9 protein-coding genes are annotated in these 13,586 nt (G+C 58.2%); all 9 read right to left on the minus strand.

All coding sequences use genetic code 11. The features are described 5' to 3' along the window. The 9 genes from V6936_RS07510 to V6936_RS07550 are packed head-to-tail and all read right to left on the minus strand — an operon-like array spanning position 1 to position 13,576. On the minus strand, positions 1-507 hold the full coding sequence (locus V6936_RS07510) for a hypothetical protein (protein WP_003804587.1): 507 nt from the start codon (positions 505-507) through the stop codon (positions 1-3). Between the two features lie 12 nt (positions 508-519). Next, positions 520-1,251: a hypothetical protein gene (locus tag V6936_RS07515; protein WP_003804589.1), complete on the minus strand. Its 732-nt coding sequence runs from the start codon at positions 1,249-1,251 to the stop codon at positions 520-522. 48 nt (positions 1,252-1,299) lie between these two features. Continuing rightward, positions 1,300-2,856 carry a formylglycine-generating enzyme family protein gene (locus tag V6936_RS07520; protein ID WP_003804591.1) on the minus strand — a complete coding sequence of 519 codons (1,557 nt, stop codon included), beginning with the start codon at positions 2,854-2,856 and terminating at the stop codon, positions 1,300-1,302. Next, complete coding sequence (locus V6936_RS07525) at positions 2,846-4,054, minus strand: ABC transporter permease (protein WP_336579666.1); 1,209 nt, start codon at positions 4,052-4,054, stop codon at positions 2,846-2,848. The genes V6936_RS07520 and V6936_RS07525 overlap by 11 nt, the downstream gene beginning before the upstream one ends. Beyond that, a complete protein-coding gene (locus V6936_RS07530) occupies positions 4,045-4,758 on the minus strand; it encodes an ABC transporter ATP-binding protein (protein WP_003804594.1) in 714 nt (237 codons plus the stop codon). The genes V6936_RS07525 and V6936_RS07530 overlap by 10 nt, the downstream gene beginning before the upstream one ends. Before the next feature lies 1 nt (position 4,759). Beyond that, on the minus strand, positions 4,760-6,745 hold the full coding sequence (locus tag V6936_RS07535) for a vWA domain-containing protein (RefSeq protein WP_336579667.1): 1,986 nt from the start codon (positions 6,743-6,745) through the stop codon (positions 4,760-4,762). Next, positions 6,742-7,785 (minus strand): hypothetical protein, encoded by a 1,044-nt coding sequence (locus tag V6936_RS07540; RefSeq protein ID WP_059317889.1) that lies wholly within the window; start codon positions 7,783-7,785, stop codon positions 6,742-6,744. The genes V6936_RS07535 and V6936_RS07540 overlap by 4 nt, the downstream gene beginning before the upstream one ends. Beyond that, positions 7,782-10,352, minus strand: coding sequence for a virulence factor SrfC family protein (locus V6936_RS07545; protein ID WP_162129606.1), 2,571 nt, complete (start codon positions 10,350-10,352; stop codon positions 7,782-7,784). Before V6936_RS07545 ends, V6936_RS07540 begins: the two co-directional genes overlap by 4 nt. A 5-nt stretch (positions 10,353-10,357) precedes the next feature. Continuing rightward, positions 10,358-13,576, minus strand: coding sequence for a virulence factor SrfB (locus V6936_RS07550; protein WP_336579668.1), 3,219 nt, complete (start codon positions 13,574-13,576; stop codon positions 10,358-10,360). Positions 13,577-13,586: the final 10 nt, after the last annotated feature.

Raw genomic sequence — 13,586 nt, forward strand, 5'->3', positions numbered from 1 at the left:
TTACTCGTCGTATCCCAAACTGGACTGCAGGCGGCTGACATCTTTTTGCAGCTGTTGCAACTGCTGCTGCTTTTGGGCTATCGCGGCCGGGCTGTTGTCTTCGGTGGAACGGTTTACGTCCTTGAGCCCTTTATCCAGATCCTTGAGCTGATTCTGCAAGCCGGCTTGCTGACCTTTACTGGCCTGCAAACTACGCAACAACTGCCCCATGGAACGGTTCAGCGCAGTCTGGGCCTGACGCTGCCGGGCCAGACTGGCGTTGCTCAAGCTTTGCTGAGCCTGAATATCCTTGTAGACCTGATGAAACAGCGCATTGGCTTGCTGCGCGCTCAGCAAACTTTGCTCGCGCGTGTCAATGTGCTGGCGATAGGCGCCCGAGGTGTCGCAACTGATCTTGGTCAGGAAACCGGCGTTTTGATCCGACGGATCACACTCGCTCATGGTGGTGGCGCAACCTGCCAGCACAAGACTGGCCGCAACGGGTGACCAACGTAGAAATACTCGCATGAAAAATCCCTTTTAACCCAAGGTCACTGCAGAACGCATGGAATACAGGTCGTCCACTTCTTTTTGCAGCACGGCCACTTTGACATTCATCTCGTCAATCTGACGATCCAGACGCTGGACTTCCGCCTTCTTGCCTCCGTCCTTGCGCTCCGCATCGGCCACATCCCGATATAGGCTGACTTTTTCAGTCATGTTTTTCAGATCGCGATTGAGAACCTCGATATTCTTATCAATACGGGCCAGTTGCTTTTCAGCCTGTTTTTTCTCCATCGTCTTGGCCTTCATGTGCTTTTCAATGTCGGCAATCTGCCTTTTATCGTCAGCAATCACCTGCTGGGCCGTACGGGTTCGCTCAAGAATATTGGCAGTATCGGCCTCGACGTCACGTTGCATGGCGGCCAGACGCTCCGTGGTATTGGCGTATTCGGTGCGACGCTGATCCAGATAGTAGTTGGTCCCCATGGCGACCCCGCAGGCCGCCACGCCCGCGATAATCGCGCAAGCCGCCTTGTTGCTGGAGTTCGACAGCATGCAAGCCAGCACGCCCACCGCCGCCGCGCCGGCGCAGGCCTGAAAGCCAGAGCGGCTGAAGAATTTGGCATCCTGACCACTGGTGAGACGATCATCGGCCTGAGCACCACTGAGCAAACTACTGCCCGTGCTGGCACAGCCCGAAAGCAAAGCCACACCCAGCATCAGACTGCCCAGTAAGGTTCTAGGGGTAAAACGGCGCACGTGTTGCATAACTTCCTCTTCCAATTGAAGTACGTCTATTTTTTATTGACCCGCTCTTTACGAGTTGGGAATCGATTTGCAGTTGTTCTTCCAGGCACTGATATCAATCGAATCTGTTTTCAAATAGTCTTTTTGATTCTTCCAGTGCACGTCCAGATAAGGTTTCAGGGCGCTGAGGCTCTTGTTCTGTTCCATCATCTGGCGTGCGACTGGCACCTGTTTTTCCAGCAAGGTGAGCCCGTACAGGGACGAGGCGTCAATCAAGTTGCTGGCGTAATAACGCGCCAGTTTCGCAACACGATCGTGCTGTTCATCCAGCTTCAATTTGCGGCTGACACACTGTTTGTCGTCCGGGCTGGCCTGACACAGCGCCTCGTAATTTCGTTGCAGCAGCTCCACGAACAAGACGTCGTCTTTAAGTTTGGTGCACAGAAAAGAGCCCAGCTCCAGATTGGCGCGAATGGCTTGGTCGCGCATTTCCTCCTGTCGCAAATTGGCAGCGCGCAAATCCCCTTCCAGCTGCTTGAGCTGCGTCTTGAGCGTGTCGTCCTCCAGACTGCTGGCCAGGGAGCCCAAACGCTGCACGGCGGACTCTTGTGCCGGCGCATCCGGGTTGACAGCGCCTTGCTCGGTCCCCAAGGCCTGCCAGCTCTTTTCAATGGCCTGCACCCGGTCGCGCGAAGTCAGGGCAATTGACACCAGAGCCAGCCGCATACCCGTCGTTTTGGCCTGGGTAGGCCCTTTGGAGCCGTAATAGGCTAATTCCTTGCGCGCCGAAGCGCGCAAGGCTTCGGGCTTGGACAGAAAATTGCCGCCCCGCACCACAAAGCCGCCAGCCTGACCATGCTGACGATCCAGCTTGTTCAAGCGAAACGGCTCCAGAATCATCTCGTCCACATTACCCAAGATGTCGTGCAGCCCCAGCGGATTGGGCTTGAGCCGCCCCATTAGCTGAACCGCCCCATTGGACGACTGCGACCCGGCATACCACTCGTAGTCGTTCATGCCTTCAGGCATGGGATAGCGCACGTCACGGAACTCGGCCGAAGACAAGGACGAGCCACCACGGGCCGCGTATTCCCACTCGATTTCCGTTGGCAGACGCACAAACCCAGCCAAGCCGTCTTCTTTGGGCAGCTTGTCGGCGGCATTGTCGCGCAACCACTGGTTGTACAGGTCGGACACACGGATCGCGTCCATCCAGCTGATTTCGGTCTGCGGCACCACCAAGGTATTTTTGGGTGTCGGGCAGGTGGCTTCAGTCAGGGCCTGGTACTGCAATTTGTTCAGCTCATACTTGGCCATCAAGTAGTAGCGCGATGAACCGGCCTTGCCATCGGTAAAACTGCCCGCAATAAAGTCAGGGCGTTTGTGTTCGATATAACCCCATTCTTGCGCTTCCTGCCCTACCACCACACGCATATCATCCAGAGGGCCGGCCACCGGCACCGCGACACGGCGAAACACCATGGCACCCTCACAGGGCATGGGCAACACCACATCGCCTTCGGCAGGTTTGGGGTTGTAGTACTTCTCCTCCCAAGGTGCCGCCTGAGCAAGCGCGCTCATACCCAGCAGCGCCGTCGCCGCACTGAACCACAATTTACATTTCACGCAGACTCTCCGCAGGTTGAACGCGAACGGCACGCCAGGCTCCGATCGCCGCCACCACACAGGCCAGGCTCACCACCATCAATAAGGCGTACAAGGCATGGGCCGGGGTGATACGACATACGAAGTCCGTCTGGAGGCCATCTCCCACTAGTAATTGATTAAATAAAGCACTGCCCAGGCCATAGAGGCCCAGCCCCAGGGCATAGGCGATCAGGCTCAGTACCAGTGCCTGAATCAGCACATAACGAATGACACCGCCACTATCAATACCCAGCAGCCGCAGGACCGCCAGATCTTTACGTTTGCGATCCACATTAGCCAGAAAGGCACCGCCCAACGAGGCCGCGCAGCCCACCATGGCCGTCAGAGCAATCACGCCAAAAATCAGGCTCAGCACACGATTGATGGCGCGAACGTTTTCAATGTCGGCATACCGGCTGGCCACCGGAATACCCTGCTGTTCCAGCCTCTTGGCCACCGCCCCGACCTGATCGATCGTGCTGGCATAGACCCGGGCGCGGGCATACAGCACGGGCATATCAGCGGCCAGGGGTTTGCCGCTGAACAGGGCAAAATCGGGCACTTGAAAACCATCGCGAGCGTATTCCAGGGCCAGCAGGGTTTCCGGGGCCACGAACACGGCAGGACGCGAATAGCGATGTTCAGCCAGCACATCCACCACGGTCATGGCTTTATCGCCCTGCTCGCGCTGCCCGTCCAGACGACGGTCAACACGAATATGAACCAACTCGCCCGCCTGCCAGTTCAATCGGCGCGCAGCCTCCTGCGTCAGAATGATTTCCTGGGGGGACAGATCACGAGCCTGGGTCTGCAACAAAGGATCGCCCTGCGCACTGGCCAGCACTTCAACGTTTTCCAGAAAACGACGTCGGTCCAGGCGCAGATCCGCCTGCGTGTTCAGCGAACGCGTCATGCCCACGGCGTATGCCACACCGGGCATCTGTCGCAGCCGGTCCAGCCAGGCCTGATCAAAGCTGCCGCTGCTCAGCATCTTTACTTCCAGATTGCGCGGATCATGCAGCAACGCTTGCTGCAATTGAGTGACAACTCCGTGCTTCAGACCGAAGAGCAGCAGCAAAGGCGCGACCACGGCGACCATGGCCGCAACCATGCAAAAAGAGATGCGCCAGTCAAAGCGCAAGTCAGCCCAGGCCAGTCGACACACGCTTAGCAGCATGTCGCATCCCCCTGAGGAAGGAAAACACTCAAACCGGGCTCCAATCTGGCTTGCAGGCGCGGAATGGCGAACTGGCTCAGACTGTCCCAATCATGCGAGACCAGCAAAACCGCCAGATCCAGCTCCCTGGCCAGGCTGAAAAACAGCTGGAACACATCATGAGCGGTTTCGGGGTCCAGGGCTGCGGTAGGCTCATCGGCCAGCACCAGGCCGGGAGCGTGGGCAATCGCGCGCGAAAAAGCAACTCGCTGGCGCTCGCCAATCGATAAGGCAGAGGGGTACAGATTCAGCAGCCGCTCCAGCTTCAGGGTGGCAATCGCGGCATCCAGATGATCGGCCTTGATCGGCATGCCTAACAAGCGCCGTGGCAGAACCATGTTTTCCCAGACCGACAGGTAGGGCAGCAGACCACCATTTTGCAGCACAAAGCCCAGGTTTCTGGCACGCCATTGCGCCAACTCGGATTCACGACCATCGGCATACAAGGCCTTGATATCCATGGCCTGCCTGCCCAAACGAAACGCTTTGACCTGTTTGGGCTTGAGCAACAGCCCCAGGGTCTCCAGCAAGGTGCTTTTGCCGCATCCGCTGACGCCGGTCACGGCCACGATCTGCCCCGCTTCCAGAGCGAGCGCAGGCAATTGCACACGAAAAGCCCGGGGGCCTTGCCCCCGGGAAACCTCTAACTGCTGAATGCGGAGCATGTCAGGGCATCATCTCCAACGGCACGGGATACACGTCATCCCGCGCATCTGCCCCTTCGGCCAATGACACCCAGCGATCCGCATCCGCGTTGTAACGTTCGTAATGGCGCAACTTGATGCCCAGATCACGAATGAATTTCTCCTGGCTCAGGGCATCCCAACTGCTCCAGGTATCTTCGTCCAGACTCAGTACCGCACTTTGGTAGGGCAAGTCGTCCAGATACTCGCTCATCAGGCCCAGCTCGGCGAGCTTGGTGCCCTTTTCCTGCTTCAAGGTGCTGGGGTCCGCCCCCATGGCGGCGGCCACGGAACGCAAGCGGTTAAACATGTCGGTAGGCGAAATCATGCCTTCGTTGGCCGCCTCCAGAATCTGTTTAACCACAGCGCTCAGATCACTCAACTGGGCTTTGGTCAACAGAACACGGACATCCGTTGTGGGAATGTTCTGGCGCACCAGGTCACGATCGCTGATCCAGGCATGAAATACCTCGGGCGCGGTGGTGCCGGTTGTCTTACCCAGATAGGCCAGGCGCATGGCATGGCCGATCAACTCGGCGTCCGAGAGCATCTGGTCAGTCGTGCTATCGCCCGTTTCCTCGGCGCGGGCCGCGCTGCCAATGGCATCTCCGCCCTGATAGGCCACTTTGACCTGCTCCGTCAGCGCCGTGGCCAGGTTATCGACCATCTTGCCAAACTGGTTCACATCACCGGCATTGACGGGGTAGTACAGCGAAGTCTGCGTGCCCCCATACGTGGACAGCTCGCGGTACTGGTCTTCGGCTTTGGCGTGGTTGTTCTTGCCCGAGGGCGTCTTCAGATGCAGGGTGTAGATCGCCACCCCCGGCTTGGCCGCTTCAATACGCAGTTGCGGCGCATCCAGGCCGGTCGAGGAGTACGTGTTATTGCCTTCCAGCGCCCCGGCGTCGGTAATCAGCACCACGTAGCGCGCGCCAAAATCATTCCAGTTCACCTTGTCCAGGGCTTCGAGCACCCCGGCGTAGGCGTCTTCGTCATAGGCAACCGTCGAGACCTTGGCCTGCTTCAGATCGGCCACTTTAGCCAGGAAGTCTTCACTGCTGGTGACGGTATTGGGATCTGCATACATGCGCGTCAGATACTCAATGCCCGGCGCCGCGTCCAGATTGGAGCGAAACGCGATCAACCCGAACTTGACCTGCTCTGTCAGGCCCTGCTCTTCCACCTTGCTATAGACCTTGCGTACCGCCTCGCGGGTACGTTCAATGTAGGGGTCCATGGAAATGGTGGAGTCAATCACAAAAACGACTGCCGCACTAAAGCCCTTGATCTGGGACGTGCGAAGGGCATCCTGATCCGGCTGCGGCTCGTTCTTGGCGGCGTCCGGCTCGTTCTGATCGGCTGTCTGTTTGCTGACCGAGGCCACATTGAGCAAACGCGTACGGAAACCGTTTTCAGTCATCACCTCTTCGCCACTCAAAACGGGCAACAGGTAGAACTGCTCTTGCACATCCACAAAATACTCAGGTTCCTGGGCCAGCACACCCTCGGCCTGCGCGTCTTTACGCAGCGCCTGACGGATAGGAGCCACCAGGGTTGCCGGGTCAGGCGTGTCCAGGACTTTTTCCAGCAAGGTGCGCTCCTGGAAAAACAACATGCGGTCACGGTTGGCCGGGTTGGTAAAGGCCAGGGTCAACTGCATTTTCCAGTCCACCGTGCAGGCCTTGTCCAGCCAGCCCACGGTTTTGCCCTGGCTGTCCGGGCCCACCTGCAAGCGCTCTGCCCCGGCCTGCTCGATGCGCTGATAAATATAAAAACGGCTAAAGGCGGGAACTGGCTTGCCCTGTTGATCCGTTGCCGAAGAAAACAGACGGCAGGAAGGCGTGGTCAGGACGCGTTGATAAAGCGTCTTTTTACCCTCTTGCAGCAAGGGGGCGGCCGCCTGTGCCTGGCCTGCCCCCAACAAGAGCGCAGCAAGCAAACTGAATCGAACCAGCGGACGGATCATCATTGGCTCAGCTCCTGAAAGCGGGCCTTGGCGTGCGCATTATCGGGATCGGACAGCAAGACGGTTTCATACCAGTACGCAGCGGTAGCCGGATTGGGCTTGCTAAAGCAGGCATGCGCCGGGTGATCCTGGGGATCATATTCACGGGCATAGGCCAGGGCAATCTTCACATCACCAGACTGTGCCTTGTTCACATACAGGCGTTGGGCGACGTCGCATTGCCCCGCCTTTTTGACTTCCTCAATCACAGCCAGCCACTGCTCGGACGTTTTGCTTTCCTTGACACACTCTTGCACGAACTGCAGCCCAGGCCGATCTGCCAGCTTGTCCATGGTGCAGTTGTCAGTCTCCACCACGGCGGGCTTGGGCTCGGGTGCCTCGGGGGCCGCCGGGCTGTCGTCCTTGGCGGATTGGCTGTAGAACCAGTAGGCGGCTGCGCCCAGCAAAGTCAGCAAAAGGACAAGCAAAACAATCCATTTGGCCATGCCACCTTTTTTGGCGGGAGGCTCGACAGGAGCCACCGTGTCCACGTTGGGGGCGGGCATCTCTACCTTGACGGGTTCCGGCGCTGGAGGAGCCACCGTCTCAACCACAGGAGGCGTTTCCACAACAGGCTCGGGCGCGGGTGTTTCGGGTGCAGCGGCTACCGGCATGGTCAGTTCCATTGCCTGGGCATGGCCACCCGCAGTAGAAGGCAAGATGGCCTTGTCCAGTTTCAGCGGGCTGCGACCCAACTCTTCACCACCGCTATCCGCCAAGGTGATCTGATACGCATCGCTGGCATTGGCCAGCAGCGAATCCACAATGTCGGCGTTCAGCAGAACCGCGATACCCTCTTCATGCTCGGTCCAGCCTTGTTGCGGCAACCAACGCAAAGAAGCATCCCAGCTTTGTGCCGAATGCAGGTAATAACTGTTTTGGCTGCGCTGAATGGCGATCGCATAGTCCCCCAGCTCCAGCTCATCATCCAGATCACGCACATACAAACGAGCGCGGCCCGGAACAGCAGGCTCCAACGCCTGCAAACTAAATCTTAATTTCATGCCACGCTCTTATCGGTAAAACAGTCCAAAATGCGGCCCAAGGCCTGATTTTGCTCCAGGCTCAGTTCGCGCCCGCCCTCATAACCCGCGTTATGCAAGGTGGTGTGCGCCAAAGCGGCCAGCCATTGCTCAAAAAAGAGAGCACCGTGATCCTGGGGCTGGGCGGGCAGTGCCGGCATGCCATCGGGGGCAAACGTCCTGGGGGTCTTGAAGAAATCCTCGGTGCCGCCTTTCAGGTAGAACCAGGTCACAAACTCGCTGATCGTCATGGACACATTGCAGACCTGACGATCAGCCAGGCGCTCGCGCCGCACACCGCTTTGACGACGCTTGGTCAGCGCGGCCAGCAGCTTGTCGCGCAAGGCCCAACGATCCGAGGCCACAATCAACTCCTCCACCAGGCTGGCGAGCAAATCGACCGGCATGCGCAACACATTCTGATTGGTGCGGCTGGCAGGAAGGTCACGCAACTGACTGACCCAACTGCGATAAACCAGATCGGCATACTGCTGCTCGAAAGGCTGCTCCTGAACCAACACGCCCGGTTCATCGGGCTCACTTTTGCTGGAACCCAGGCTCAAGAACAGATCTCGCAAGGTATCTTGCGACAGGTGCAAGGCCGCCAGCAGTTCGCCCACAAGGGCACGATAGGCAGGCAATTCTTCACGGAACTGTTTGGCCAGCGCCTCTTTGACTACCGATTGCTGATCGCCATCCTGGCTGTACCAGGAATACAGGGACTTCTTGACCAGGCTGTCATGCAAACTGCGAAACTGCTCTTGCAGGCGCATCAGCTTGAAATCCAGGCCGCCGATCTGGGCCACATAAGCGCGCAAACGCTGCATGCCACCATCGTTCAAGGCGAGCATGGCATCCCAGGCCTGGGCTGGATCACTCAGTTGCTGCGCCAGCAGCGGGTTCTCAATAAAGCTGCCGCGCATGCGCCCCATTTTCTCGGCCACAGAGGCGGTAATGGAGAGCTCCCGGCTCTCTGTATCCAGATCGATAAACGGCGTGGGCATGCCGGGCTTGCGCACCAGGAAGGTGTTGGAAAACGGCTGATCGGGACGCCATTGCTGCAACCATTCGCAGTGGCCAAAACGCTCCTTGAAGCTCATCTTCATCAAGCCATCCCAGCTGTCACGCACCTGAGCATCATCCTGAATCAGGGAGGCGCCAATACGTTTGTCAAACATGGTAATGGCCCACATCAGGCCCACTTTGCGGTTCTGGCGCTCCTGCGGTGTGGCCCCCTGAGTGCGATGCACCCACCGTGTCAGCACGGGTTCCACGTCCTTGACATCACTTTGCTTGTCCGAGGCCGTACACATGACAAGGCCATTCATCTCCTGCTGGTCGGTATAGCGCTCAAACAGATAGGCCACCTTGCCGCGCAGAATCAGCTGCGAGGCAGGATTGCCACCGCTGCTCTCCGACGCGGCACCGGCCTCCTGCACCGAGCGAATGTTCAGGCGACCGCGGTAACCGGGAAAATCCAGCAGGTCTACCTTGTCCACACCGCTGGCCTGGGTTTCACCGATCAAGGGAAAGGTCAGCTCAACGGTCAGCGCGGCCAGATGGGCCAAGGGCACGTCCACCGCCTGGGCAGCAACAACGGTCTGGCCATCGTGCTCGCGCACGGGCAAAACGCTCAGGCTTTTCTCGGCGGGACTGCCCAAGGATTCGAGCACATCCACGTTCATGATGCTGTCCTGCTGCACAAAGCCATCGCCTTCGCGACGGATCAGGGCGGTCAAGGGTGCATACACCTTGCTGGGATGGCCCAGGGCCTGCAGCACTTTAGCCAGGCCGATATAAAGTTCACTCAACTCAGCCTGTTCACCCCACAAGATGGAGAACAGCTGTGCCCGATCTTCCAGACGCAAAGCGGGGGCCAGATTCATGAGCTCGGGCCAATAAACACTATCGAGCAAGCGGGTGGAATTGCCAAAACTGCCGCGCACGTAATCCCACAAGGACACGGCATCATCGGCGCTAAAGCCGGTATCGGTGAGGCCCGCGCGGCCTTTGAGCGAGTCGATCAAGGCCTTGATACGATCAGGAGCAAAGGTATAACCGACCTGCTCCTTGTCAAAGTCATTGAAATAACTGTTGACCAGGATTTTCACCATATCGACCTCAGAGAAAATCTGCAGTTCGACAGGGTAGGCCTCGGGACCTGCGCTCGCATTACGGCTGAAACGCGTCACCAGACCCGTGGCTTCTTTACCGCCTCCCGGTGGGTTCACGTGGCGCAAGAAGTCGATGGTTTCACCACCGTAACGGGTTTCCAGGCGTCCGTTGCCCCCCGCGGCAAGGCTGGAAATCAGATAGGATTTGCCCGCTTGCGACAGACCAAAAAACCCAATCGTCATGGGGCGCCCCGACACCACGCTCAGACTGCGGGCTGTATTACGGGCACGGCGCAGCTCCAGCACCAGACTGTCGGCTTGCGCATTCAGGCGTTGCGACGAGCCACGCGCCTGCATGACCCACTCAATCGCCTGTCCTGCACCGTGATATACGTTCTGCCAGTCCTGGCACAAATCCTTCTGTAAGGTCGTCATGTCCGTCATTTGAGCACTACGCTCCCGCTATCGAGCCAATATGGAGAATCACCCAGACCTGCTTCCAGCATGGTGTTGAGCTGGATACGCACAGCCTTGGGCACAGGGCTGGACAATTTGAAGTCGCGCGGATTGGAGCGACGCACTTCCAGGCGGTCGCTGATCATGCGGCGACCTTGCTTGTCACGCACTTTCTGGTTGACCTGCAAACTCACTTCCATGGAAGGCAGTTGCCCATCATCGTCAGGCGCATCCGCCATCTGGCGACGCACCTTCTCGTTCAAATGCAGGTAATACAAGGGCGAGGCGGGCCAGCGTTCGACATCCAGCTGTCGATAGCCCAGACGCAGGTAACTGCCCTGCATCAAGAGGTGATAGCCGTCCGAGTCCTCGCTGCTGACGCTTTCCAGCGTCACCATTTCCTCGCGGGTATCCGGGTCAATCTGGAGCACATCCTTGTAGACCAGATCCTGATCCTTGATCTGATTATTGGAATCGATAATCCCGATATGGCGCAGGGTGGAGCGCGGCCGCAGATTCGATACTTTGAAATTGAACTGGTCAATATTCATGTTGTAGCAAAGCAGGCACAGCATGGCGCCCACCGAGGCCGTACTCTTGGGATCATCGATCCGGCCATTGGTGTGGAAGGGATACCAGCTGCCGGTGCGGTAATTGTGCAAAGGCAACAATCGCGCAGGCGAGACAGGCATCTGTGAGCGCACATAGGCCTGCACGCCTGGCAGGCGCGAAGGACGCCCGGCCATGAGCACAATGTCGCAGTCGTAATAGTTCAACACTTCGCAAAAAGCGCGCAAAGGGTCGTTAATGTTCAGCGAACCCGTGACCAAACCCTGGTGCAAATGGGCCAGATCAAAGGACTGCTCAACATGGGCCAGCTCCAGCTCCACGCGCTGACCGACATGCTTGTGCAGTTCGTCCAGCACATACTGCACCACTTGGCCGGAAACGCGTGGCAGGGCATCGGCCGCCCCCGCCGAGGCATGGGACAGGGGAACATTGCCCTGATCGCCATGCACATGTTCAAAGTCCAGCAACTGGCCCCAGGGCACCGACTGAACAGCGCGCGGGTCCTCGTGCGGATCGTAGGCTTCATAGCGTTTCAGAAACTCCAGCCCCAGCGGCACAAAGACCTGCAGGGCCAGTTGCTGGCGCAAGACGGCTTTATTGGCATCGGCTTTTTCATTGCCGCATAGACGCGACAGGAAGACGTCCGTATCCTGCACACCGGCATGACTCAGGGCGTGTTCAAACGCGGGCAGGACATAACGCTGAATCACATCGAGCAAGATATCGTCACCGGCCACGCGGAAGCTGTCGCGAAAACGCTGTTTGGGCGAGATGGTCAGGTTGCTGCCACCGCCCGCCCCTGCCGGGCGACGCAAGGTGTAGTCGCTGATCACGATATCGGTGGTGCCCCCACCAATGTCAATAATGCCCAAGGTCAGCGTTTCCCGATCTTCCTTGTAGGGGGCCGCAACGGCATCAAAGAACTCATCGGCATGGCCGGCAAAGTTCTGGGTAATTTCGGTAAACAGATAGACCAACTGCGAACTGGTTGCCTCGTCCCATTCCACCCGGAATTCGGGCAAAGGCACACGCAGGCTCTCTGGCATGCGACCCGATTCGACAGGCTCGAGCGCATAAGGATCTTCTTCACCCTGATACCAGTCCAGGCTGGTCCACAGCAGACCAATGGCCTGACGCAAACGCTCAGACAGGAGGCTGCGCTCTACCAAAGGCATGCCGGGCGGTACCGTCAACACGATGTTGCTCAGGCGACGCGGCTTGTTGGAATGCCCCTGACGCACCCGTTGGGCCGGACTGTTGATTTGCAACAGCGCCTGGGCCAGCACTTCGGTCAGCATGAATGTCATGACCGAACTGCGCGAATAGAACGGCTCAAACACCGGCAGGCGGTCGTCTTCTTCCAAGGTGAACAGCGCTTCGCCCCGCTCGTCAATGTGCAGGGAGAATGGTGCCGCCAGGGCACGCGGCTCTGCATCGGAACGGTCGTACTGCTGACTGAAACGCCAGCCGTGCTTGTATTCGTTTTCGTCCCACAAGTAGCGTTTAGGACTGGACAGGCCGGTGGTGCCTTCGGTGCCACGACGGCGCGCAGCCAAACGCGCAGCCTCATCGCCAACACGCACCAGCGTAGGCCAGGAAAAGGCGGTGGGACGGCCACTTTTAAGGGACAGATGATTCTTGCCAAAGTCCGTCTGCGCAAACTCGACACGACTTTCAAATGGCTTGCTGTACACCTGATGCGGGTGGGACAAATCGCGCAACTGCAGCACGTAATTTTGCCGCAGCCCCGAATCGTCCTGGCCATGGTTTTCAATCAGAATCCCGCAAGTACGCGAGTTCCCTACATCCAGCACCAGATCTACCGGAATGATCTGCTCGCTTTGCCAGTTGGCCGCCAACACCTTGATGTCCGGCAAGCGTACCCAGGCTTCCGTACGCTCTTCCACACTCTCATGCGGGGGCGCGAACAGACTGAGCAGGTTCAAAAAGTGCAACTGAGCCGAGCGCAAGGCGCTGACCTCTTCGCCAAAGTCGATGTTGCGCGTTTTGTTGACGTTGTCTTTATAAACTTCCAGCAGCCATTCCTGCACCCAGTCGCGGTTCAGGAACCAGTCCATATGGGCGCTATCGCAAGCAAGGCGAAACAGGGCGCCGGCGTTGATGTCCTCTCGCAAGGGGGCCAGATAGGCCGCGCCTTCAGTCAGGTCCACCACGCTGGTGTCGCAGGCAAGCGTAATACGGTGCGTGTTGCCGTCCCGATCGGGCGTTTCCAGACGCACCACCCGCAGGCGGCTCCAACTGGCTGGCCCATGATCGAAACGATGGGGGGCGACAAAACGAACATAGGGCACCGGTAGCCACAGGCCATCGAACAGGTCCAGGGTACGACTCAGGGACACATCGCATTCCTGATCATTGCGCCCCCCTCCCTGATAGACCCCCACCTCGCCTTCGGGCTGGTGAAAGAGGGTCTGCTCCTGGCCAAACTGCAGACCTTCAAACAGCAAACGCCAGTTCTGGCCATTTGTGCTGAAAAAAGAATGGTTCAAGGTGCCCAGCTTCTTGCTACCCAAAGTGGGAGCGTTGATGTCAAAACCGAAGTCCATGAACTGGACTCCGGTATTTTCAATCAAAGTAACCAAGCCATCGTGTTTGAGTAATTCAGGCAACATAAGATTCAGG

It is taken from the genome of Alcaligenes sp. CHO6, from assembly GCF_037120595.1.
In the GTDB taxonomy this organism is placed as follows: domain Bacteria; phylum Pseudomonadota; class Gammaproteobacteria; order Burkholderiales; family Burkholderiaceae_B; genus Alcaligenes; species Alcaligenes ammonioxydans.

Coding starts and splice junctions, on each gene's coding strand:
- V6936_RS07525 (WP_336579666.1), bottom strand. CDS start 4,054: ATGCTGCTAAGCGTGTGTCGACTGGCCTGGGCTGACTTGCGCTTTGAC.
- V6936_RS07510 (WP_003804587.1), bottom strand. CDS start 507: ATGCGAGTATTTCTACGTTGGTCACCCGTTGCGGCCAGTCTTGTGCTG.
- V6936_RS07535 (WP_336579667.1), bottom strand. CDS start 6,745: ATGATGATCCGTCCGCTGGTTCGATTCAGTTTGCTTGCTGCGCTCTTG.
- V6936_RS07545 (WP_162129606.1), bottom strand. CDS start 10,352: ATGACGACCTTACAGAAGGATTTGTGCCAGGACTGGCAGAACGTATAT.
- V6936_RS07515 (WP_003804589.1), bottom strand. CDS start 1,251: ATGCAACACGTGCGCCGTTTTACCCCTAGAACCTTACTGGGCAGTCTG.
- V6936_RS07550 (WP_336579668.1), bottom strand. CDS start 13,576: ATGTTGCCTGAATTACTCAAACACGATGGCTTGGTTACTTTGATTGAA.
- V6936_RS07540 (WP_059317889.1), bottom strand. CDS start 7,785: ATGAAATTAAGATTTAGTTTGCAGGCGTTGGAGCCTGCTGTTCCGGGC.
- V6936_RS07530 (WP_003804594.1), bottom strand. CDS start 4,758: ATGCTCCGCATTCAGCAGTTAGAGGTTTCCCGGGGGCAAGGCCCCCGG.